Below are 20,189 nucleotides of genomic sequence, written 5' to 3'. Positions count from 1 at the left end.
GGTAATCCGTTCGCCGAGACCTGAATCCTCATGGCAAAGCAGACTAAGAAGGTGCAGAACCGGATGCGCATCAAGCGCCGGGTCCGCGCCAAGATCAACGGGACGGCCCAGCGCCCGCGCCTGAGCGTCTTCCGCAGCAACAACCACATCTACGCCCAACTCATCGACGACCTGAGCAGCCGCACGCTCGCCGCGGCTTCCAGCCTCGAAGAGGAAGTGGGCGCCGGTGGCAAGCCGCCGGTCGAAGTCGGCAAGCTCGTCGGGATGCGGTTGGCGGAGAAGGCGAAGGCGGCCGGCATCGATGCCGCCGTGTTCGACCGGAACGGATACCGCTACCACGGCCGCGTCAAGGCCCTCGCTGACGGAGCACGCGAAGGCGGGCTCAAGTTTTAACCACGCGCCCCGGCTTCGGCTCGGGCGCAGCACACACCGATATGGCTAAGGATAGCAACAGGAATCGCGGTCGCAAGGCGAAGGCTTCCGAGCAGCAGAACCTGATCGAGCGGCTCGTCCACATCAACCGCGTCGCGAAAGTCGTCAAGGGCGGCCGCCGCTTCTCGTTCAACGCCGTCGTCGTTGTTGGCGACGGGAACGGGACGGTCGGCCACGGCCTCGGCAAAGCCAACGAGGTCGCCGACGCGATCTCGAAGGGCACCGACGCGGCGAAGAAGAACATGTTCAAGGTGCCGATGACGAAGGGGACGATCCCCCACGCCGTTTACGGCATCCAAGACGCGGGCAAGGTGCTGCTCAAGCCGGCGAGTGCTGGTACGGGCGTCATCGCCGGTGGCGGCGTGCGCGCCGTCCTCGAGTGCGCGGGCTACACCGACATCCTGACCAAGAGCCAGGGCTCGAACAACCCGCACAACGTCGTCGCCGCCACGGTGAACGCGCTTCAGAACTTGGAAGACCCGGGCGAGGTGGCGAAGCGCCGCGGCGTCTCCGTCGGCCGAGTGTTTAACGGATAATTGTCGGTGGCCGCCGCCGCGCTGTCGTTGTTTGGCAGGGCGGGATCGGTACCCACGGACGTAGCGACAACGGACGCATGGCAACGCTGAAAATCACACAGACCAAGAGCATCATCGGCCAGCAGGCCGGGCAGAAGGGCACGATTGCAGCGCTCGGGCTCGGCCGGATCGGCAAGACGAACGAGCTGACGGACACGCCGCAGATCCGCGGCATGATCACGAAGGTCAGCCACCTCGTCTCTGTCGAAGAGTCGAAGTAGCACAGTTTCCCCCTTTACCACGCGAGTCCGCTTTGGCTGCCCTGGCTTCGGTCCGGCAGCATGGGGAGCGGGCGTCACAGCCAACAGATAGATGGATCTCAGCAATCTCAGGCCCGCCAAGGGCTCGACGCAGTCGAAGAAGCGCATCGGCCGGGGCGAGGGCTCCGGCAAGGGTGGCACCTCTACGAAGGGCCACAAGGGCCAGAAGAGCCGCGCCGGCGCCAGCATCCCCGCATGGTTCGAAGGCGGCCAGATGCCGCTCCAGCGCCGCGTGCCGAAGTTCGGTTTCAAGAACCGCAACCGCGTCGAGTACGCGCCCATCAACCTCTCCCGCCTCGGTCGCCTCGTCGACGAAGGCCGGATCGAGGCGGGCCAGGCCGTGACGCCGGACACGCTCGTCGCCCTCGGCCTGACCGACCGGAAGGACCGCGTCAAGATCCTCGGCGACGGCGATTTCACGACGAAACTGGACGTCACGGCGCACGCCTTCAGCGCCTCCGCGAAGGAGAAGATCGAAGCGGCCGGCGGTTCGGTCAGCGTCGTCGAGTAACCGGGCTACGGCCCTACCTCCTGCCCCGGTACTCTAGACTTTACTGAGAGACATGTCCTCATTTGCTGAAAGCGTCCGCAACATCTGGAAGATCGAGGAGCTGCGACGCCGCATCCTGTTCACGCTCGGCATCCTCGTCGTCTACCGCGTTGGCGCGTACGTGACGCTTCCCGGCGTCGACGCCCGTATCCTCGCCCAAGTCAGCGACCAGAGCCGCGACGGCCTCTTCGGCCTGTTCGACCTGTTCGTGGGCGGCGCCTTCTTCCAAGCCGGGATCTTCGCCCTCGGCATCATGCCGTACATCACGGCGTCGATCATCATCCAGTTGCTCGGCGCGGTCGTTCCCTACTTCCAGAAGCTGCAGCGCGAGGGAGAAGACGGGCGCCGTAAGATCACGCAGCTCACGCGCTACGGGACGGTCGGCATTACGGCGCTTCAAGCGATCGGCTACGCCATCAACCTCCAGTACGGCGCAACGGGGCAGGCTATCGTCGTAAACCAGACGTTCTTCCTCATCACGACGGTGATCGTGCTGACGGCGGGGACGGTGTTCGTGATGTGGCTCGGTGAGCGGATCACGGAGAAGGGGATCGGCAACGGCATCTCGCTCCTGATCATGATCGGGATCATCGCCTTCTTGCCTCAAGCCCTCTTCAACGAGCTCGACCTCAAGAGCAACATCTTCATCTTCCTCATCGAGATCGGCGCGCTCGTGCTCGTGACGGCCGGCATCGTCCTCGTCACGCAGGGCACGCGGCGAATCCCGGTGCAGTACGCCAAGCGCGTCGTCGGACGGAAGGTGTACGGGGGGACGACGCAGTACCTCCCGCTCCGCGTTAACGCCGCCGGCGTCATGCCGATCATCTTCGCGCAGTCGATCATGTTCATCCCGAGCACGATCGCGGCTTTCTTCCCCGAGAGCGCGTTCTGGCTCGCGGTCGGGAGCTGGACTGGCAACATCTTCTCGTTCGGCTACTCGTTCATTTTCTTCTTCGTGTGCGTGTTCTTTACGTACTTCTACACGGCGATCGCGGTGAACCCGCAGGAGATGGCGGACACGATGAAGCGGCAGGGCGGCTTCATCCCGGGCATCCGGCCGGGTAAGCAGACGAGCGAGTTCATCGACAACATCCTGACGCGGATCACGCTACCGGGCTCGATCTTCCTCGGCCTCGTCGCCATCATGCCGGCGTTCGCCGCGCAGGCGGGGATCACGCCGGGCTTCGCGAGCTTCTACGGCGGCACGAGCCTGCTCATCCTCGTCGGCGTCACGCTCGACACGTTGCAGCAGATCGAGAGCCACCTGCTCATGCGCCACTACGACGGGTTCATGAAGAGCGGGCGCGTCCGCGGCCGCCGCTAACCAACGGCGGCATGCCGCGCCGTCGTACAGACGCAGCATGCTGCGTCTCTACCCCAACACGATGATCCATCTCAAGTCACCCCGCGATGTAGACGGCCTGCGCAAGAGCGCAGACCTCGTCGGGCTGGCGCACACGGAAGTGGCGCGCCGCGTCAGTCCGGGCGTGACGACGATGGAACTGGAACGGATCGCGGAGGAGGTCATCCGCGACCACGGTGCACGGCCAGCGTTCAAAGGCTATACGATCCCCGGCGTCGACCCCTTCCCAGCTACGCTCTGCATCTCGGTCAACGACGTCGTCGTCCACGGCATGCCGAGCGACTACGTGCTGGAAGAGGGGGACATCGTCTCTGTGGACTGCGGTGTGGAGTTGGAGGGCTACTTCGGAGACTTCGCGTACACCTACGGGGTGGGCGAAATATCGGAGAAGAGGGAGGCCCTGCTAACCGCTACGAAACAGTCGCTCTACGAGGGCATACGCTATGGGATCGAAGGGAACCGGATCGGCGACATAGGTCACGCGGTGCAGTCCTACTGCGAATCGCGTGGGTACGGCGTGGTCCGGGCGCTCGTGGGTCACGGCGTGGGGCGGAGTCTCCACGAGGACCCGCAGGTGCCGAACTTCGGTCGGCGCGGAACGGGCAAGAAGCTGCGTGCCGGCATGACCATTTGCATCGAGCCGATGATCACCGGCGGCACGGAGCAGGTGGAGGTCGACGCCGACGGCTGGACCGTGCGCACGGCGGACGGCGAGCCGGCCGCCCACTACGAGCACATGGTGCTTGTCAACCGGGGCGAGCCGACCGTGCTCTCCTCGTTCGAATCCATCGAGGCGGTGCTCGCCGAAGCCGGGATGTTCGTGCCCGGCGGCGAAGCGACCGTCACCTCGCAGTAATCAGACTGTTCTTTCTTTATGGCCAAGCAACCGGCCATCCGACAAGACGGCGAAGTGCTCGAAGCCCTTCCCAACGCACAGTTCCGTGTTCAACTCGAGAACGGCCACGAGATTCTCGGCCTGCTCTCCGGCAAGATGCGGATGCATTACATCAAGATTCTCCCCGGCGATAAGGTCACGGTCGAGCTCTCGCCCTACGATCTCTCGAAAGGCCGCATCGTCTACCGCTACAAGTAAGAAGTTTTGGGTTTGGGGTGTTCTACTCCAAACCTCAAACCCCAAACCTGGAATCCCATGAAAGTCCGAGCCAGCGTGAAGAAGCGTTCCCCGGAGGACAAGATCGTCCGCCGTAAAGGCCGCATCTACATCATCAACAAGAAGAACCCCAAGCACAAGCAGCGCCAGGGGTAAGCCGATTTGGGATGCTGGATTGGTGATTTCTGAGTGGGCCCCCGCCCGACCGTCACGCAATCCAAAATCCAAAATCCCCAATCCAGAATCGAACTATGCCCCGTATCGCAGGAGTCGACGTTCCGAACAACAAGCGTGGTGAAGTCGCGCTGACGGACATCTTTGGCATCGGTCGCTCGCGCGCCCTCGAGATCCTCGAGCGCGCCGAGATCGATCCGAACGTGCACCCGGACCAGTGGACCGAGGAGCAGACCCGTCAGGTCCGCCGCCTCATCGAAGACAACTACACCGTCGAGGGTGCGCTCCGCACCGAGACGCAGCTCAACATCAAGCGGCTGATGGACATCGGCAGCTACCGTGGGCTCCGTCACCGGCGCGGGCTCCCCGTGCGCGGTCAGCGGACGCAGACGAACGCGCGTACCCGCAAGGGCAAGCGCCGCGCTGTCGCCGGGAAGAAGAAGGCCCCCCGCAAGTAAGGAGTTGGGGGTTATGGGTTCGAGGGTTTCAACCTCCGACCTCGAACCCCGCACCTCCAAACCAGAAATCGTCCCCGGTCCGCTCTCGCTCGCGCTTCCGACCTCCGGGTCGTCGCGTTACCGAAGGCACGCCGGGACTGATAACCTCTACCGAAGATTATGGCAAAGCAGCAAGGCCGCACCGGCCGCACGCAGCGCAAGAAGATCCAGGTCGACTCCAACGGCGCGGCCTACATCAAGGCCACGTTCAACAACGTGATGATCACCGTCACGGATACCTACGGGAACACGATCTCGTGGGCCAGCTCCGGCAAGATGGGGTTCCGGGGCAGCAGGAAGAACACCCCGTATGCCGCCGGCGTCGCCGCCGGCGCTGCGGCGAAAGAAGCGTACGACCTCGGCCTTCGCCGTGTCGACGTCTACGTGAAGGGGCCCGGCTCCGGCCGCGAAGGCGCCATCCGCGCCCTCTCGACCTCCGGTCTCGAGATCCTCACGATCCGCGACATCACCCCGATCCCTCACAACGGCTGCCGGCCCCCGAAGCGCCGCCGCGTCTGACGCACGGCGCGAGCGAGACCCCGTCTTGCCCGCTTCGGAATAAGTCCGGTTGGGCGCGCCTATAGGGCGCGTCCACGTTTGTCCCCTTAGACACTCGAGAATACTACTATGGCCCGATATAGAGGCCCCAAGCAGAAGCTAGCCCGCCGATTCAAGGAGCCGATCTTCGGCCCGTCCAAGTCCCTGGAGCGCAAGCCGTACGGCCCCGGCCAGCACGGCCAGAGCCGCCGCCGCAAGGAGAGCGAGTACTCCGTCCAGCTCAAAGAGAAGCAGAAGGCGAAGTACACCTACGGCCTGCTCGAGCGCCAATTCCGCAACCTCTTCGAGAAGGCGTCCCGCAAGAAGGGCGTCACCGGCGAGAACCTCCTCAAGTTTCTCGAAGCCCGGCTCGACAACGTCGTCTTCCGTCTCGGCTTCGCCCGGACGCGGCGGCAGGCCCGGCAGCTCGTCAACCACGGCCACGTCATGGTCAACGACCGCGTCTCCTCGATCCCGTCGCACATGCTGCGCGCCGGCGACATCGTCGAGATCCGGCCGAAGAGCAAGAACCTCGACGTGATCAAAGAGGCCGTGGACCGCAACCGCCGCAGCTTCCCCCACCTCGAAGTAGACCGGGGCACGTTGCGCGGCAAGTTCATCGACCTCCCGGAGCGCGAGGATATCCCGGAGAATATCCGCGAGCAGCTTATCGTCGAGCTCTACTCGAAGTAAGCCTCGCACGACGGAGCGCACCCCGCGCTTCGCTTCCCCGGCCAGCCCTTTAGGACGACACAGAATGAATCCGACGATGACGAATATCCAGCTCCAGATGCCGGACGGCGTACAGGTCGAGGAGATGAACGAGACCTACGGCCGCTTCACGGTCCAGCCGCTCGAACGCGGCTACGGCGTGACGATCGGCAACGCGTTCCGACGCGTGCTGCTCTCCTCGCTCGAAGGCACGGCTATCACCGCGCTCAAGATCGACGGCGTCCAGCACGAGTTCTCCACGGTCCCCGGCGTCACCGAAGACGTCTCCGACATCATCCTCAACCTCAAAGGCGTGCGGTTCCTCGCCTCGGAGGAGGAAGAAGGGACCATCACCCTCCAGATCGAGGGGCCCGGTGAACTCACCGCCGGCTCGCTCGCTGAGGCGACCGCCGAGTTCGAGATCCTCAACCCCGAGCACCACATCGCGACGCTCTCCGACGAAGCCGACCTCCTCATGGAGCTCCGCGTCGGCCGCGGCCGCGGTTACGTGCCGGCCGACGAGAACAAGCGCGCCGACGACCCGATCGGGGTCATCTCCGTCGACTCCATCTTCACGCCGATCCTCAACGTGAAGTACACGGTGAACCCGGCCCGCGTCGGCGAGAAGATCGACTACGAGCGGCTCACGCTCGAAGTCGAGACCGACGGCTCGGTGACGCCGGAGGACGCCCTCACGGCCGCCGCGCAGATCCTCCGCGACCACGTCAACCTCTTCATCTCGGTCGAGCAGGAGCCCGAGCAGCCTGAGGAGGAGAAGGAGGTCGACGCCGAGGTCCAGCGCGTCCGCTCGATGCTCAACCAGAGCGTCGACGACCTCGACCTCTCGGTCCGCGCCCAGAACTGCCTCAAGGCCGCCTCGATCAAGACGATCGGCGACCTCGTGCGCCGCGAGGAGTCCGAGATGCTGAAGTTCCGCAACTTCGGCCGCAAGAGCCTGCAGGAGCTCGTCGCCGTGCTCGAAGACCGGAATCTCCGCTTCGGGATGGACGTCGCCAAATACATCGAAGAAACCGCCTGAGCGGCCGTTGGCTGTTGGCTCTTGGCTCTTGGCTGAGGGATGACATGCAGCAGCCAATAGCCCAAAGCCAATAGCAACCCCATGAGACACCAGAACAGGATTAAGAAGCTCGGTCGCACGGCGGCGCACCGCAAAGCCACGCTCGCTGCGATGGCCACGGCGCTCGTCGAGCACAAGCGGATCGAGACGACGCTGCCGAAGGCGAAAGCCCTCCGCTCGTACGTCGAGCCGCTCATCAACCGCGCCAAAGAGGACACGACGGCCAACCGCCGCCAGGTCTTCCGTCGCCTCCAGAGCAAGGAGGCCGTGAAAGAGCTCTTCGGCGACATCTCGGCCCAGGTCGGCGACCGCCCCGGCGGCTACACCCGCGTCATCAAGCTCGGGCTCCGTCAGGGCGACGCCGCCGAAATGGCGATCATCGAGCTCGTCGATTACAACGACGTGAAGCCCGATGGCGCGAGCTCCGGCAAGAAGCGCACCCGCCGTGGTGGCGGTGGCGGGCGGCGCAAGAAGTCGTCCGGCCAGACGCAGCAGCCGAAGGCCGTCGCTCCGGCGAAGTCCGGAGCCGACGACCTCACGAAGGTCTACGGGGTGGGCAAGGTGTTCGCCTCCGCGCTCCACGACGCCGGGATCACGACGTTCGCCCAGCTCGCCGAGGCCGACCTCGACACGCTCCGCGCGGCCATCTCCGAAGGCAGCGAGGGCAGCGATGCCTCCGCGAACGAGGAGACGTGGGCCGAGCAGGCCGCCTTCCTCGCGAAGGGCGACAAGGCCGGTTACGACGCCTACATCGAGCGGATGAAAGAGGCCGGCGGCACGGCGCACCACGCCCCCGAGTCCGACGTGTCCGAAGCCCCCGAGACGCCCGAAGCGGGCGACCCCTCGGGCCAGGCCGAGACCGTAGCCGACGCGCCGGAAGCCGAGGCGCCCGCCGCCGAGGACGCCTCGACGCAGTCGGACGACGCGCCGGAGACGCCGTCGGACGAGGAGACGATGCACCCGGACACGCCGCAGGGCGCCGCCCCGCAGACCGGGGAGCCCCCGCCGGAGACCGGTGAAGGCGACAAGGGCACGGCCGGCGGCTCGCAGCACCGCGGCTGATCTCACCCGCCCTACGCAGCATCGCGGCCCCGTCTGTTCGTCAGGCGGGGTCGCTATCGTTTGATGGGGTGGCACCCCATCGCAGGCTTGCACAGGAACCGGGCGGGGCGCTTCGGATACCCTATCATGCGGTGACACCCCGGCCCGAGCCCTCGCATGATCCAAGCCTCCAAGTACCTCAGCGCCCAACTCCAGGAACTCCAGATCGAGCCGGCCTTCGAGCGCCGCCTCCGCGTCCTGCTGGAGTACTGCAGCCGCAACCTCCCGAGCGTGGACGAGGCCATGCTCCGCCGCGCCTTCGGCATCGCCTACTGGGCGCACCGCGACGACCACCGCGCCTCCGGCGAGCGCTACATCTCGCACCCCCTCGAAGTCGCTACGATCGTCGCGCGCGATGTGCCGTTCGACGACGTCTCCGTCGCTGCCGCGCTCCTCCACGACACGGTCGAGGACACGGACCTCTCATTGGAGTTGATCGAGGCCGAGTTCGGGCGCGAGATGGCGCTCATCATCGACGGGCTGACGAAGATCGACCACGTCTTCGAGAGCCGCGAGCTCGGGCAGGCCGAGAACGTGCGGAAGCTCATGCTCTCGATGGCGTCGGACATCCGCGTCATCATCGTGAAGTTCGCCGACCGCCTCCACAACATGCGGACGCTCGGCTCGCTCCCGCAGCGGAAGCAGCTCAAGATCGCGTCGGAGACGCAGGACCTCTTCGTCCCGCTCGCCCATCGGTTCGGGCTCAACGAGGTCAAGACCGAGCTCGAAGAGCTGTGCTTGAAGTACCTCCAGTCCGACGCCTACCAGGAGATCGCGCGCGGGCTCAACAAGACCCGGAAGCAGCGCGAGCACTTCGTCGAGCGCTTCATCGAGCCGGTCGAGCGGGAGCTGAAAGAGGCCGGGTTCGAGTTCCACATCTATGGCCGCCCCAAGAGCATCTCGTCGATCTACCGCAAGATGCAGCGGCAGCAGAAGGGGCTCGACGAGATCTACGACCTCTTCGCCATCCGCGTCGTGCTCAAGGGCGAGGGGAAGAAAGGCCGCGAGGACTGCTGGCGCGTCTACTCGATCCTGACCGACCTCTACAAGCCGATCCCCGAGCGCTTCCGCGACTTCATCTCCGTCCCGAAGTCGAACGGCTACCAGAGCCTCCACACGACGGTCCTCGGTCCTGACGGGCGGCCCGTCGAGATCCAGATCCGGACCGAGGAGATGCACGCGATTGCCGAGCGCGGCGTGGCGGCGCACTGGAAGTACAAAGAGGGCGCCGGGCCGGCCGGCGGCGACGGCGTCGCGGCGAAGATGCGCTCCGACGAGGCGATGGAGCAGATCTACGCATGGGTCCGCGACCTCATGGAGAACCCGACGCCGGACCGCGCGAGCGATTTCGTCAAGGAGTTCCAACTCAACCTCTACGACGAGGAGATCTACGTCTTCACCCCGAACGGCGACCTCCTCACGCTCCCGCGCGGCGCGACGCCCGTGGACTTCGCCTTCCAGGTCCACACCGAGGTCGGCTTCCACTGCATCGGCGCGAAGGCGAACGGGCGGATGGTCCCACTCTCGTACCACCTCTCCTCCGGCGACCAGGTCGAGATCCTCACCTCGAAGAAGCAGACGCCGAACCCGGACTGGATGCAGTTCGTCGTCACGCATAAGGCGCGGAGCCGCATCCGCCACTGGATCAACGAGAAGCGGCGGAAGGCCGTCGACCACGGGCGCGAGCTGCTCGAGAAGAAGCTGAAGCGGGCGAAGCTCGAACTCGACGAGGACGAGCTGAACCGGCTCTCGTCGCGGCTCAAGTTTCCCACCTCGCAGCAGCTCTTCTACGAGATCGGCGTCGGCCTCTACGACCCCAGCGAGTTCGTCCGCTCCGTGCGGGCAGGGCGCCGCGAGTCGGGCCTGTCTGAGCCGGAGAAAGACGACGCCCCGCTCCGGCTCCAGGTCTCGGAGTTCACCGAGACCGCCCGCGAGGAGGGCCGCGCCGCCCTCGTCATCGACGGCGAGCACCACGCCGACCTCGCCACGCAGTACGCCACGTGCTGCAACCCCATCCCCGGCGATGACGTGTTCGGGTTCGTTTCGAAAACGGGGACGATCAATATCCACCGCACGAGCTGCCGCAACGCGCCGCACCTCCTCATGGATCACACCGACCGGATCATCCCCGTCGAGTGGAGCCGGCAGAAGGACGTGCAGTTCATCGCCGCGCTCCGGCTCGTCGGCGAGGACCGCGTCGGGATCGTGTCCGACATCACCACGGTGATCTCGAAGAACCTCAAAACGAACATCCGCAGCATCACCGTCGAGAGCGAGGACGGGGTGTTCGAGGGGACCGTCGTCCTCTTCGTCTCGGACCTCAAGCACCTCCGGCGGCTGATGCAGCGGCTCGGACGGCTCGACGGGATGTACGGGGTCTATCGGTTTGAGGAATAGGTTTATATTTGCTAACCCTCCCGTGTGAAAGTTGTGCATGAAGCGAGGGGGAAGGGCAATCACGGCGTTGTAATTGCCGTTCTTGGAACATGTGCAAGGCCGGCAGGTTGAGGCGCGTCGTGCGTCCTAGTCTGTGCCACTCGGCACCCGCTGCGCACACCATGTTGGACGGAAGGGCCCTGTTTTATCTACAGTTGTATCGCGATCAGCGTGAAGCTGTGGGAGCACGGGGCGCGCCTTCGGACCGAGGCGTCGATCCTTTCGTTCATCATCCCTTCGTATGTGTACCGCTACATTTCAAACCACCACCAGAGAGAATATCATGGCTCAAAAGCGCGTCCCCACGCTGACGAAAAAAGACGTAGCTCGTCGCGTCGCAGAACTGCGAAACGAACCGATCTACAAGTCTGAGCCCTGGGTCACCGACGTGATCACGGCGCTGCGCGAGCTGATGCTCGACGCGGATCCCGAGGTCCGCATCGAACTCCGGGACTTCGGCGTCTTCGAGGTGAAGAAGACCAAAGCCAAGCCGAAAGCGCGGAATCCGAAGACGAACGAGACCGTGTTCATCCCGAGCCGGCGCAAGACTCACTTCAAGCCGAGCAAGCGCGTGAAGCTCGAGCTCCAGCAGCCGCTCAAGGAACTTGGCTACTCAATCCCCGAAGGCAGCGCCGACGCGCCGACGAACGGGAAAGCCACAAATGGAACGAAGGCCGCGAACGGGAAAGCCACGAATGGCGCGAAGGCCACCAACGGAGCGAAGGCCGTCAACGGCACCGCCAAGGCGAAGCAGACCAGCAACGTCTAGCGTCCTCTCCGGCACTCGTTGTACCTTCGGGGGCCGGCTGTGCCGGCCCCCGATTTTCTTTCCCCTTGACGGCGCGCGGGCTCGCTCCGCCCTCTGTTGCCTTCGCTCATGCTCCCCAGCCGGCCTCGAATCGTCGCGGTAGACTACGGGACGAAGCGCGTCGGGCTCGCGATGGCGGACCCGCTTCGGCTGTTCGCGCAGCCGCTCGGGACGTACCCCCCGGACGAGGCCGTCGAGCGGCTCCGCACGTTACACCGTGACGAGGGGATCGAAGCCCTCGTCGTCGGATGGCCATTGATGGCCGACGGGGAGGAGGGCGCGGCGACCGAGCGCGTGCGTCCGTATTTCAACCGGCTCCGTAATGCGTTCCCGGGCGTTGCCCTCGTCGCGTGGGACGAGCGGTTCTCGTCAGCGAGGGCGAAGGAGGCGATCCGCGCCGCCGGGGCCGGGCGGAAGGCCCGCCGTGACAAAGGCCGCGTCGACCGCGCCGCCGCCGCCGTCATCCTCCAAGAGTACCTCGACGAAGTAGCAAGCGTGAAGTGAAAAGGGCATAGGGTGACAGGAAGCTCGCCGGCGAGGCGAGCGATTTTACCCTCTACCCCTCATCCCTTACCCTTTGATCGAATGATTCTCCCGATCTATCCCTACGGCAGTCCGATCCTCCGCGAGGAGACGATTCCCATCGAAGCAGACAGCCCGGCGCTCCAGCAACTCATCGACGACATGGTCGAGACGATGCACGCGGCGAGCGGGATCGGGCTGGCCGCGCCCCAGATCGGCCGCCGCGAGCGGTTGTTCGTCGTCGACCTCAGCGCGATGGCGGAAGATCTGATGGAAGAGTTGGGCGAGATCCCGCCGTGGGCGCGCGCGCCGATGGCGTTCATCAACCCCGAGATCGTGGAGGAGGACGAGGGCGTTTGCGAGTACGAGGAGGGGTGCCTCTCGATTCCCGACATCCGCGAACTCGTCGCCCGCCCCGACCGCGTTCGCGTCCGCTTCCTCGACCGGGATTTTACAGAGCATGACATCGTGGCCGGGGGCATCCTCGCCCGCGTGATCCAGCACGAACTCGACCACCTCCACGGCGTCCTCTTCATCGACCACATCAGCCAACTCCGGCGGAAGCTGCTGAAACGACGCCTCAACACCATCGCCCGTGGCGAAGGCGACGCCGACTACCTCCTCGCGTCACCCGACGCCGAGCCGCAGTCGGCGTGAGGGGGGAGAACGAACGGGGCGGCGTGCCGTACAAGCCGTCCCTCTCATCAGACGCCGCTCTCATGTCCGATCAGCCCGAGAAAGACCCGAAGGAACTCCACGAAGAACGAGCCGACTACGTCGAAGACAAGTCCGGCGGGGGCGATCCCGAGGTCCAGCCCAACGTCGGCACCGATCCGATGTCGCTGCCGGAAGAGGGCACGCACAAGACGATCATCTCGCCCGACCCCGCGAAGGTCCGCGAGGCCGAACGGAAAGGACGCGGCTACTGACGCCGCTCCGCCGCCTATCTCACGAGGCCGTCCGGCACCCGCCGGGGCGGCCTTTTTCGTACGACGCCTTATGCGCTTTGCCCTCACCCTTCTCGCCGCTCTCTGCTTCGCCGGGTGCGCTCCGTCACCCGCCACCGCGCCGTCCGTCCCCACGTCGCCGGTTGGCGGGGCCACCGCGCCCGAGCGGCTTGCGTTCCCCGAAGGCAGCGGCGGCACGAACGCGCCCGCGCACCGCGACGCCCCGACCGTCGTGCTCGTCTCGTTCGACGGGTTCCGCCACGACTACCTCGACCGCTACCCGACGCCGAACTTCGACCGCGTCGCAGAAGCAGGCGTCCGCGCCGATGCGCTCGTCCCGAGCTTCCCCACGCTCACGTTCCCGAACCACTACAGCATCGCCACGGGGATGTATCCCGACCGCCACGGCCTCGTCGGGAATACGATCTACGACCCCGGCTTCGACGCGACGTACTCGATGCGCGACCGCGATGCCGTCGGCGACGGGCGGTGGTACGGCGGCGAGCCGATCTGGGTGACGGCCGAGACGCAGGGCCTCGTCACGGCGTCGTACTTCTGGGTCGGGACCGAGGCCCCGGTGATGGGCGTGCGGCCGACGACGTGGAAGCCGTACGATAATGACGTGACGTACGAGGCGCGCGTGGACTCGGCGCTCGCGTGGCTCAGCCTGCCCGACGCCCGGCGGCCCCGCCTCCTGACGCTGTACTTCTCCGCCGTCGACGGGGCCGGGCACCGCCACGGCCCCGACAGCCCCGAGGTCGCCGACGCCGTCGCCCGCGTGGACTCCGCGCTCGGCCGACTCCTCGACGGGATCGAACGGATCGACGGGCGGGACGACGTGAACGTCGTGCTCGTCTCCGATCACGGGATGGCGCAGCCGGATGCGGGGCAGGCCGTCGTCGTCACGGACTACGTGACGCTGCCCGACGACGTGCAGGCGCTCACGGCCGGCCCCGAACTCATGCTCTGGCTCGACGAAGCCGCCGCCGATTCGCTCGACGTGCTCCTCGACGTCGCGCTCCCGCCGACGGTCCGCTCCTACACCCGCGACGAACTGCCGGAGGGCTGGCACTTCGGCACGAGCCCGCGCACCCCGCCGCTCATCCTCGTCGCCGAGCGGCCTGTGCTCGTTGGGCTGCCGCGCCACTTCGAGCGGCCGTGGGGCGGTGTGCACGGCTACGCCCCGGAAGACTCGACGATGGGCGGCATCTTCCTCGCCGCCGGGCCGCAGGTCGCGGCAGCGGGGCGGATCGCCGCGTTCGACAACGTGCACATCTACCCGTTCCTCACGGCGCTTCTCGGCCTCCGCCCGAACCCCGACATCGATGGCGACGCGACCGTGCTGGCTCCGGCGCTGCGCTAGAGGAGGAGCGGGAGCACGGCGCCCAACAGCGCGACGAGAAGGGCCACGATGAGAGCGGCGATGACGACTGCGCGGGAGTTCGCCGAGGCCGGCGTATCGCCCATGGCCGCTTCGATCTGCTCCTTCGATTCCTTGAGGCCCTGCCCGGTCCGCTCGCGCAGCACCTTGATGGCTTCGAGCTTCTGCCCGGCGCGGGCGAGCGCCAGCACGTCTTCCGGCAGGCCCTTCGTGCCGAGGCCGGGCCGCTCGGCAGGCGGGACCTGCCCGACCGCCTCGGCCGTCAGCCGCTCGATCTGCGCCTTCGCTTCTTCGAGGCTAACGCCGGTGTTCTCGCGCAGCAGCTTGATCGCTTCGATCTTTTGACCCTGCTCGATCAGTTCGGCGATGCGTTCGTAGTCATTCATGGCCGTGGGGGTGAGGCGGGAGGGGGACGGCTCAAGCTACGACGGCGCGCTCCAGCCCTCGCGCTCGCGCAGCGCGGTGACGTGGGCGACGTGATGGCGGCCGTGCCACGCGTACATCCCCACCGTCCAATCGAGTGCCAGCGTCCGGTCGCGCTCGGGATGGATATAGGTCCGCGCCAGATCGTCGCGGTCCAGCGAGCGCAGGATCGGGACCCACCGCGCGTGCACGGCATCGACGAGCGCGAGGCCGGGCTCGACGGGGAGCGCGTGATCGACCAACTCGGCCCACCGGGCTTCGGCGTAGGGCTTGATCGTCGGCGTGTCCTCGGTGAGGGCGAGCTTGAACCGCGCGAGCGCGTTGAGGTGGCTGTCGCCGACGTGGTGGACGACCTGCCGCACGGTCCAGCCGCCTGGCCGGTACGGTGTGTCGAACTGCGCGTCGTCGAGCCCGGCGACGGTGGCGCGGAGGGCGGCGGGCAGCGCTTCGATGTCCGCGATCCAGCGGGCGAGGTCGGCGTCGGAGACAGGGCCATCGTGCTCGAAGCGGCCGAGGGGGTAGCGGAGGTCGTCCATGCGGTTGGGGAGATTAGATGCCGGCGCCGCCGGTGACTTCGAGGGTGTGGCCGGTGACGTAGCCGGCGAGGGGTGAGGCCATGAGCAGGATGCCGCCAGCCGCCTCGTCGTCGGTGCCGGGGCGGCCGAGCGGGTTCGCGGTGAACGCCCGACCGCGCATCGCCTCGGGGATGCCCTGCGTGATCTCGGTGCCCGCGACCTCGATGGTCTCGCCGTCCTCCTTCGGCCGCGTCATCCGCGTGTCGATGAAGCCGAAGGCGACGGCGTTGCACCGCACGCCGAACCGACCCCATTCCTTCGCGACCGTCTTCGTCAGCCCGACGATGCCCATCTTCGCGGTGGCGTAGTTGGCCTGCCCGACATTTCCGTGCAGCCCGCTCGTGGACGAGATGTTGACGATGCAGCGGTTCTCGGAGATCGGCTCTCCCGCAGCCAGCGCTTGTTTGCCCGGCTCGCGGAGGTACGGCGCCGCGGCGCGGATCATCCGAAACGGCGCGAACGTGTGGACCGCGAGCACGGCGTGCCACTGCTCGTCGGTCATCGTGTGGAGCATGCCGTCCCACAGAAATCCGGCGTTGTTGACGAGCACGTTGAGCTTGCCGAAGCGTTCGACGGCGCGTTCGAGGAGGGCTTCGGGGAAGCCGTCGTCGGTGACGCTGCCGGGCACGGCGAGCGCCGCCCCGCCCGCCGCTTCGATCTCGCGCACGACGGCCTCGGCCGGCTCCGCGTCGAGGTCGTTGACGACGACGGACGCGCCCTCGCGCGCGAACCCGCGTGCGGCCGCGGCCCCGATCCCGCGCCCCGCTCCGGTGATGACGACGACCTGATTCTCGAAGAGCATGGGGGGCGGGAGGGAGGGTGGAGGGGGAAGAGATCGACGAAGCTACGGCATACGCCACATCCCGGGCACCCGTAGGGGCAGACCTCTGTGTCTGCCCTGATTGGGACGAGCACCGCGCCCGACACGCCCGTTTACGCGATCATCAGCGCGAGGGTGTCGGCGACGAGCGCCGGCCGGTCCTCGCCGTCGATCTCGACGGTGTTTTCGGTTTTGACGAGCGTGCGGCCCGGCCCCTTCGGCTCGACGGAGACGAGCGTGACGCGGACGCGGATGCGGGCGCCCGCTTTCACCGGCGTCAGGAAGCGCACGCGGTCCGCGCCGTAGTTGAGCACCTGCGCCACGCCCTCGGGCGCGACGCCGATCTGCCCGCGCAGGGTGGGGAGGAGCGAGAGCGTGAGGAAGCCGTGCGCGATCGTCGTGCCGAACGGGCCTTCGCGCGCGCGCTCCGGGTCGACGTGGATCCACTGCCGGTCGCCCGTGCACTCCGCGAAGGCGTCGATCCGGGCCTGATCGACGGTCAGCCAGTCGGAGACGCCGAGTTCGCGGCCGACGAAATCGGAGAGGGTGGCGAGCGTGTAGTCCGTCATCAGGCGGGGGACTCGGCGGTGAGCGCGTCGCGGAGGGCGTCGGGAATCGGCACGGGACGGCCCGTTTCCTGCGAGACCCATACGAGCCGCGCCTCGGCCGTCGCGACGACCGTCTCGTCGTCGCCCTCGACGGTCAACTCGTACGAGTTGGGGAACGAGGTCCTGCCGGGTTCGCCGCCGTAGACGCGGACGACGACGGTCGCCGGGTAGTGGATCGGCCGCTTGAAATCGCAGCTGATGGCGGCGAGGATGGGGCCGCCGTCAGCCCAGCCGTCGGGAAAGACGCGGTCGAGCGCTTCGATGCGGGCCTGCTCGAAGTAGGTGAAGTACGTCGCGTTGTTGACGTGGCCGAGGGCGTCCTGATCGCCCCAGCGGACGGGGAGGCGGGTGGTGTGGAGGAGAGCGGGCACGGGGCGGGGGTTAGTAGAGGGAGCGGTTGAACACGGGCCGGTGCCGCTGCACGACGGGGTCCTCGTCACCGAGGAGGACGAAGAGGGCGACGGCCGCCTTCCGCGCGCCGTCGTCGTCGAAGCTACGGTCACGCTGAACGATCGCGATGAGCCGGTCGAGCGCCGCGTCCGCGTCGCCGTCGCGGAGGGTGGACGCGGCGGCGAGGTAGTCGGTGCGTACGGGCGCGTCGTCGAGCGCGGTCGGATCGTCAGGGAGGACGAGGAAGCGGGCGAGCGTGCGGACGGCATCGGCCTCGGGGGTGTACAGCCCGTTAACGAAGTCGGCCGCGCGCTCCGGCTCGTCGAACACGAGGAGCCGGGCGAGGAGGGCGCGGGTCGCTTCGTCGTCGGGTGCGTCGCGGAGAACCGATTCGAGGAGGGCGCGGGCTTCGGCCTCGTCCCCCTCCGCGAGGAGCGCCTCGGCACGGGCGAACTGCTCGCGCTGCGGGCTCGGGAGGTGCTCGTCGAGCCAGCGGCGGACGGCGGCCTCGGGGAGCGCGCCCGTGAACTCGGCGACGACGCCCCCATCGACGAACAGCTTCACGGCCGGGATGCCGCGAATCCCCATGTGCGCCGCGATCTCCGGGTTCGCCTCCGTGTCGATTTTTACGAGCGTCCACGCATTGCCCGCCTCGGCGTCGAGCTTTTCGAGCACCGGGCCGAGGACGCGGCAGGGGCCGCACCACGCGGCCCAGAAATCGACGAGGACGGGGCGCTCGCGGCTGGCGTGGAGGACGTCGCGGTCGAAGTCGATAACGGCTTGTTCGTGCGAGGACTGCATGGGCGGAAGAAGGGCCGGAGAATATGCGAATGAGAGGTGGCGGGGGAGGGGGCGTGTGCCGCAACTTCCGCGGCCGGGGCCGCGTTGAGGCCCGGACTTGTACCCCGCCTTCCCTCCAAAGTTTACCCCTATGGGCTTGCTTCGCCACGTTCCCCTCGCTCTCGTCGTACTCCTGCTCCCGCTCGCTTTCGGTACCGGTTGCGAGGTCGAACGCGTCGATGCCGACGCTGAGGTCTACGACCCGGCGGCGGACACGCTCCGCTTCGCCGGCGAAGTGCACCTCCGCAACATCCGGCAGCTCACCTTCGGCGGCAACAACGCCGAGGCGTACTGGAGCTTCGACAACGATCAGCTCATCTTCCAGAGCGACTGGAGCGCGATCAACCCGCAGGGCTGCGACCAGCAGTTTGTGATGAACGCCGACGGCACCGCGCTCGGCGACAGCACGCAGTACGCCCTCGTCTCCTCCGGGCAGGGCCGGACGACGTGCGGCTACTTCTTCCCCGACGACCGCATCGTCTACGCGTCCACGGTCGCAGGCGACCCCGCGTGCCCCGCTCCGCCGGAGACCGCACCCGGCGTTTACGCGTGGGCCATCTACCCCGACTTCGACATCTACGTCGCCGACCCCGACGGCTCGAACCGCGAGGTGCTCATTGGCGGCGAGGGCTACGACGCCGAGGCCACCGTCAGCCCCGACGGCCGCTACGTCATCTTCACCTCGACGCGCTCTGGCGACCTCGATCTCTGGCGCTACGACATGGAGACCGGGGAGACGATCCAACTCACGAACACGCTCGGCTACGACGGCGGCGCGTTCTTCTCGCCCGACGGCTCGCAGATCGTCTGGCGCGCGAGCCGGCCCGAGGGCGAGGCCGCGCAGAAGTACCGCGACCTCCTCAGCCGCGACCTCGTCGAGCCGTCGCAGCTCGACCTCTACGTCGCTGACGCCAACGGGCAGAACGCCGTCCGCGTGACCGACCTGCCCGGCGCGAACTGGGCGCCGTTCTTCCACCCCTCCGGCGAGCGCATCATCTTCGCCTCGAACCACCACACCGAGAGCGGCCGGCTCTTCGACCTCTTCCTCGTCAACCTCGACGGGACGGGGCTGCAGCAGGTCACGCACAGCGGCACGTTCGATGCGTTCCCGATGTTCTCGTTCAGCGGCGACCGCCTCGTCTTCGCCTCGAACCGCAACGCGACGCGCACGCCGAGCCGCGACACGAATATTTTCGTCGCCGACTGGATCGACACGCCCGAGGCCGTCGACTCGACGTTCCAAACCATCGACCCGTCGGCTACTTCCGCACCGTAAGTCCCACACCGAACAGGCTCGTCGGCGCGGCGTTCGTCAGGCCCGTTCCGAAGTGGAAGTCGAGTTGGGTGTTGGGGGAGAGCGCGTACGTGCCGCCCATATGCTGGAGGAGGGCGGCCCCGCCCCGCTCGGGCACGGTCAGGGCAAGCTCGATGAAAGCGCCCCACCGTTCGTTGAAGAAAAGGGGAGCGTCTTCTGGGAAGCTCGCGCTCTGCACGAGGGTGGCATCGAAGAGCCACAGGTCGGCCGCGCCGTCGCGGCCCACGCCGACCTGTCCGCCGTATGCGAGGTAGTCGCTCGCCGCGAGCGCGGTCGTCACGATCACGTCGGGATCGATCGTGCCGCTGCTGAAGGCGTCGTCGCCGACGGGGAGCGAGGCCGTCGCAATCACCGCGAGGTCCCACTGCGCGAACGGGCCGAACTGCACCTTCGTCCCGAGCGACGGGTCGCCGAAACCGTCGGCGTCGTCCGTGGCGATGTAGTCCGGTGCACCGAAGCGGAGTTCGACGCGGGAGAGTGGCGTCCACCGGACGAGCAGTTCCGGGCCGCTGAAGCTGTCGATGGGACCATTGTCGATGAAGCTCACGCCGGCCTCGGCTTGCACGTAGCCGAGCGGGACGACGACGGCGCTCTCGGTGAAGTCCGGCCGGTCAGTGACGAGGTCAGGGAGGGGCTGGGCGGCGGCAGCCGAGCCGCACAGGAGTGCGAGTACGAGGAGGCGGAACATTGGCGCTGTCGGAGTGTTGGGGAGGCGAAGACTTGATTTAGGCAAAG

General features: G+C 66.9%; 26 protein-coding genes and 2 pseudogenes. 21 read left to right on the top strand and 7 right to left on the bottom strand.

Annotation, left to right across the window (positions count from 1 at the left end):
• Nucleotides 1-30: 30 nt before the first annotated feature.
• The 20 genes and pseudogenes from rplR to ABJF88_01080 all read left to right on the top strand — a co-directional run bounded on the left by rplR (nt 31) and on the right by ABJF88_01080 (nt 14,465).
• On the top strand, nt 31-393 hold the full coding sequence (gene rplR / locus ABJF88_01175) for a 50S ribosomal protein L18 (GenBank protein MEP0545521.1): 363 nt from the start codon (nt 31-33) through the stop codon (nt 391-393).
• Nucleotides 394-434: 41 nt separating this feature from the next.
• Nucleotides 435-968 (top strand): 30S ribosomal protein S5, encoded by a 534-nt coding sequence (gene rpsE / locus ABJF88_01170; GenBank protein ID MEP0545520.1) that lies wholly within the window; start codon nt 435-437, stop codon nt 966-968.
• A 77-nt stretch (nt 969-1,045) separates the two neighbouring features.
• A complete protein-coding gene (rpmD, locus tag ABJF88_01165) occupies nt 1,046-1,228 on the top strand; it encodes a 50S ribosomal protein L30 (GenBank protein MEP0545519.1) in 183 nt (60 codons plus the stop codon).
• A gap of 91 nt (nt 1,229-1,319) precedes the next feature.
• Complete coding sequence (rplO, locus tag ABJF88_01160; protein MEP0545518.1) at nt 1,320-1,778, top strand: 50S ribosomal protein L15; 459 nt, start codon at nt 1,320-1,322, stop codon at nt 1,776-1,778.
• 52 nt (nt 1,779-1,830) lie between these two features.
• Nucleotides 1,831-3,141, top strand: a complete 1,311-nt coding sequence (gene secY / locus ABJF88_01155) for a preprotein translocase subunit SecY (GenBank protein MEP0545517.1) — start codon at nt 1,831-1,833, stop codon at nt 3,139-3,141.
• 61 nt (nt 3,142-3,202) lie between these two features.
• Nucleotides 3,203-4,036 (top strand): type I methionyl aminopeptidase, encoded by an 834-nt coding sequence (gene map / locus ABJF88_01150; GenBank protein MEP0545516.1) that lies wholly within the window; start codon nt 3,203-3,205, stop codon nt 4,034-4,036.
• An 18-nt stretch (nt 4,037-4,054) separates the two neighbouring features.
• Entirely contained in the window at nt 4,055-4,273 is a 219-nt protein-coding gene (gene infA, locus ABJF88_01145; protein ID MEP0545515.1) for a translation initiation factor IF-1, read from the top strand.
• Nucleotides 4,274-4,330: 57 nt separating this feature from the next.
• On the top strand, nt 4,331-4,447 hold the full coding sequence (gene rpmJ, locus ABJF88_01140; protein ID MEP0545514.1) for a 50S ribosomal protein L36: 117 nt from the start codon (nt 4,331-4,333) through the stop codon (nt 4,445-4,447).
• A 95-nt stretch (nt 4,448-4,542) separates the two neighbouring features.
• Nucleotides 4,543-4,923, top strand: a complete 381-nt coding sequence (rpsM, locus tag ABJF88_01135; GenBank protein MEP0545513.1) for a 30S ribosomal protein S13 — start codon at nt 4,543-4,545, stop codon at nt 4,921-4,923.
• A gap of 159 nt (nt 4,924-5,082) precedes the next feature.
• Nucleotides 5,083-5,481 (top strand): 30S ribosomal protein S11, encoded by a 399-nt coding sequence (rpsK, locus tag ABJF88_01130; protein MEP0545512.1) that lies wholly within the window; start codon nt 5,083-5,085, stop codon nt 5,479-5,481.
• A gap of 108 nt (nt 5,482-5,589) precedes the next feature.
• Nucleotides 5,590-6,192: a 30S ribosomal protein S4 gene (gene rpsD / locus ABJF88_01125; GenBank protein MEP0545511.1), complete on the top strand. Its 603-nt coding sequence runs from the start codon at nt 5,590-5,592 to the stop codon at nt 6,190-6,192.
• A 76-nt stretch (nt 6,193-6,268) separates the two neighbouring features.
• The gene (locus tag ABJF88_01120) at nt 6,269-7,249 is read left to right on the top strand and encodes a DNA-directed RNA polymerase subunit alpha (protein MEP0545510.1); all 981 of its coding nucleotides are present in this window, start codon (nt 6,269-6,271) and stop codon (nt 7,247-7,249) included.
• An 81-nt stretch (nt 7,250-7,330) separates the two neighbouring features.
• Nucleotides 7,331-7,783, top strand: a pseudogene (gene rplQ, locus ABJF88_01115) (50S ribosomal protein L17).
• Between the two features lie 45 nt (nt 7,784-7,828).
• Nucleotides 7,829-8,350: pseudogene (locus ABJF88_01110) on the top strand (hypothetical protein).
• Nucleotides 8,351-8,506: 156 nt separating this feature from the next.
• Nucleotides 8,507-10,786: a bifunctional (p)ppGpp synthetase/guanosine-3',5'-bis(diphosphate) 3'-pyrophosphohydrolase gene (locus ABJF88_01105; GenBank protein ID MEP0545509.1), complete on the top strand. Its 2,280-nt coding sequence runs from the start codon at nt 8,507-8,509 to the stop codon at nt 10,784-10,786.
• A gap of 322 nt (nt 10,787-11,108) precedes the next feature.
• On the top strand, nt 11,109-11,594 hold the full coding sequence (locus ABJF88_01100; protein MEP0545508.1) for an HU family DNA-binding protein: 486 nt from the start codon (nt 11,109-11,111) through the stop codon (nt 11,592-11,594).
• A gap of 108 nt (nt 11,595-11,702) precedes the next feature.
• Entirely contained in the window at nt 11,703-12,137 is a 435-nt protein-coding gene (gene ruvX / locus ABJF88_01095) for a Holliday junction resolvase RuvX (protein ID MEP0545507.1), read from the top strand.
• Nucleotides 12,138-12,218: 81 nt separating this feature from the next.
• A complete protein-coding gene (def, locus tag ABJF88_01090) occupies nt 12,219-12,812 on the top strand; it encodes a peptide deformylase (GenBank protein MEP0545506.1) in 594 nt (197 codons plus the stop codon).
• A 62-nt stretch (nt 12,813-12,874) separates the two neighbouring features.
• Nucleotides 12,875-13,084, top strand: a complete 210-nt coding sequence (locus tag ABJF88_01085; protein MEP0545505.1) for a hypothetical protein — start codon at nt 12,875-12,877, stop codon at nt 13,082-13,084.
• A gap of 70 nt (nt 13,085-13,154) precedes the next feature.
• Nucleotides 13,155-14,465 (top strand): ectonucleotide pyrophosphatase/phosphodiesterase, encoded by a 1,311-nt coding sequence (locus ABJF88_01080; GenBank protein ID MEP0545504.1) that lies wholly within the window; start codon nt 13,155-13,157, stop codon nt 14,463-14,465.
• Here ABJF88_01080 and ABJF88_01075 read toward each other — a convergent pair.
• From ABJF88_01075 to ABJF88_01050, 6 genes are all read right to left on the bottom strand, one after another.
• Nucleotides 14,462-14,869 carry a hypothetical protein gene (locus tag ABJF88_01075; GenBank protein ID MEP0545503.1) on the bottom strand — a complete coding sequence of 136 codons (408 nt, stop codon included), beginning with the start codon at nt 14,867-14,869 and terminating at the stop codon, nt 14,462-14,464. The genes ABJF88_01080 and ABJF88_01075 overlap by 4 nt on opposite strands.
• A 36-nt stretch (nt 14,870-14,905) precedes the next feature.
• Entirely contained in the window at nt 14,906-15,442 is a 537-nt protein-coding gene (locus ABJF88_01070) for a YfiT family bacillithiol transferase (GenBank protein ID MEP0545502.1), read from the bottom strand.
• A gap of 13 nt (nt 15,443-15,455) precedes the next feature.
• Entirely contained in the window at nt 15,456-16,283 is an 828-nt protein-coding gene (locus ABJF88_01065) for an SDR family oxidoreductase (protein MEP0545501.1), read from the bottom strand.
• A gap of 131 nt (nt 16,284-16,414) precedes the next feature.
• The gene (locus tag ABJF88_01060; GenBank protein MEP0545500.1) at nt 16,415-16,870 is read right to left on the bottom strand and encodes a MaoC family dehydratase; all 456 of its coding nucleotides are present in this window, start codon (nt 16,868-16,870) and stop codon (nt 16,415-16,417) included.
• Nucleotides 16,870-17,280 carry a thioesterase family protein gene (locus ABJF88_01055; protein MEP0545499.1) on the bottom strand — a complete coding sequence of 137 codons (411 nt, stop codon included), beginning with the start codon at nt 17,278-17,280 and terminating at the stop codon, nt 16,870-16,872. Before ABJF88_01055 ends, ABJF88_01060 begins: the two co-directional genes overlap by 1 nt.
• 10 nt (nt 17,281-17,290) lie before the next feature.
• Nucleotides 17,291-18,100: a tetratricopeptide repeat protein gene (locus ABJF88_01050; GenBank protein MEP0545498.1), complete on the bottom strand. Its 810-nt coding sequence runs from the start codon at nt 18,098-18,100 to the stop codon at nt 17,291-17,293.
• A 130-nt stretch (nt 18,101-18,230) separates the two neighbouring features.
• On the opposite strand from ABJF88_01050, the gene ABJF88_01045 reads away from it, so the two are divergent.
• Nucleotides 18,231-19,415, top strand: a complete 1,185-nt coding sequence (locus ABJF88_01045; protein MEP0545497.1) for a hypothetical protein — start codon at nt 18,231-18,233, stop codon at nt 19,413-19,415.
• Here the strand turns inward: ABJF88_01045 and ABJF88_01040 are convergent.
• The gene (locus ABJF88_01040; protein MEP0545496.1) at nt 19,399-20,142 is read right to left on the bottom strand and encodes a transporter; all 744 of its coding nucleotides are present in this window, start codon (nt 20,140-20,142) and stop codon (nt 19,399-19,401) included. The genes ABJF88_01045 and ABJF88_01040 overlap by 17 nt on opposite strands.
• Between the last annotated feature and the right edge of the window lie 47 nt (nt 20,143-20,189).

This window comes from Rhodothermales bacterium, from assembly GCA_039944855.1.
In the GTDB taxonomy this organism is placed as follows: Bacteria; Bacteroidota; Rhodothermia; order Rhodothermales; family JANQRZ01; genus JBBSMX01.
This window is presented reverse-complemented; position numbering and strand designations above follow the sequence as displayed.

Excerpts from the sequence above, each read along its gene's own strand:
- rplR (MEP0545521.1), top strand. The coding sequence starts at position 31 with ATGGCAAAGCAGACTAAGAAGGTGCAGAACCGGATGCGCATCAAGCGC.
- rpsE (MEP0545520.1), top strand. The coding sequence starts at position 435 with ATGGCTAAGGATAGCAACAGGAATCGCGGTCGCAAGGCGAAGGCTTCC.
- rpmD (MEP0545519.1), top strand. The coding sequence starts at position 1,046 with ATGGCAACGCTGAAAATCACACAGACCAAGAGCATCATCGGCCAGCAG.
- rplO (MEP0545518.1), top strand. The coding sequence starts at position 1,320 with ATGGATCTCAGCAATCTCAGGCCCGCCAAGGGCTCGACGCAGTCGAAG.
- secY (MEP0545517.1), top strand. The coding sequence starts at position 1,831 with ATGTCCTCATTTGCTGAAAGCGTCCGCAACATCTGGAAGATCGAGGAG.
- map (MEP0545516.1), top strand. The coding sequence starts at position 3,203 with ATGATCCATCTCAAGTCACCCCGCGATGTAGACGGCCTGCGCAAGAGC.
- infA (MEP0545515.1), top strand. The coding sequence starts at position 4,055 with ATGGCCAAGCAACCGGCCATCCGACAAGACGGCGAAGTGCTCGAAGCC.
- rpmJ (MEP0545514.1), top strand. The coding sequence starts at position 4,331 with ATGAAAGTCCGAGCCAGCGTGAAGAAGCGTTCCCCGGAGGACAAGATC.
- rpsM (MEP0545513.1), top strand. The coding sequence starts at position 4,543 with ATGCCCCGTATCGCAGGAGTCGACGTTCCGAACAACAAGCGTGGTGAA.
- rpsK (MEP0545512.1), top strand. The coding sequence starts at position 5,083 with ATGGCAAAGCAGCAAGGCCGCACCGGCCGCACGCAGCGCAAGAAGATC.
- rpsD (MEP0545511.1), top strand. The coding sequence starts at position 5,590 with ATGGCCCGATATAGAGGCCCCAAGCAGAAGCTAGCCCGCCGATTCAAG.
- ABJF88_01120 (MEP0545510.1), top strand. The coding sequence starts at position 6,269 with ATGACGAATATCCAGCTCCAGATGCCGGACGGCGTACAGGTCGAGGAG.
- ABJF88_01105 (MEP0545509.1), top strand. The coding sequence starts at position 8,507 with ATGATCCAAGCCTCCAAGTACCTCAGCGCCCAACTCCAGGAACTCCAG.
- ABJF88_01100 (MEP0545508.1), top strand. The coding sequence starts at position 11,109 with ATGGCTCAAAAGCGCGTCCCCACGCTGACGAAAAAAGACGTAGCTCGT.
- ruvX (MEP0545507.1), top strand. The coding sequence starts at position 11,703 with ATGCTCCCCAGCCGGCCTCGAATCGTCGCGGTAGACTACGGGACGAAG.
- def (MEP0545506.1), top strand. The coding sequence starts at position 12,219 with ATGATTCTCCCGATCTATCCCTACGGCAGTCCGATCCTCCGCGAGGAG.
- ABJF88_01085 (MEP0545505.1), top strand. The coding sequence starts at position 12,875 with ATGTCCGATCAGCCCGAGAAAGACCCGAAGGAACTCCACGAAGAACGA.
- ABJF88_01080 (MEP0545504.1), top strand. The coding sequence starts at position 13,155 with ATGCGCTTTGCCCTCACCCTTCTCGCCGCTCTCTGCTTCGCCGGGTGC.
- ABJF88_01075 (MEP0545503.1), bottom strand. The coding sequence starts at position 14,869 with ATGAATGACTACGAACGCATCGCCGAACTGATCGAGCAGGGTCAAAAG.
- ABJF88_01070 (MEP0545502.1), bottom strand. The coding sequence starts at position 15,442 with ATGGACGACCTCCGCTACCCCCTCGGCCGCTTCGAGCACGATGGCCCT.
- ABJF88_01065 (MEP0545501.1), bottom strand. The coding sequence starts at position 16,283 with ATGCTCTTCGAGAATCAGGTCGTCGTCATCACCGGAGCGGGGCGCGGG.
- ABJF88_01060 (MEP0545500.1), bottom strand. The coding sequence starts at position 16,870 with ATGACGGACTACACGCTCGCCACCCTCTCCGATTTCGTCGGCCGCGAA.
- ABJF88_01050 (MEP0545498.1), bottom strand. The coding sequence starts at position 18,100 with ATGCAGTCCTCGCACGAACAAGCCGTTATCGACTTCGACCGCGACGTC.
- ABJF88_01045 (MEP0545497.1), top strand. The coding sequence starts at position 18,231 with ATGGGCTTGCTTCGCCACGTTCCCCTCGCTCTCGTCGTACTCCTGCTC.
- ABJF88_01040 (MEP0545496.1), bottom strand. The coding sequence starts at position 20,142 with ATGTTCCGCCTCCTCGTACTCGCACTCCTGTGCGGCTCGGCTGCCGCC.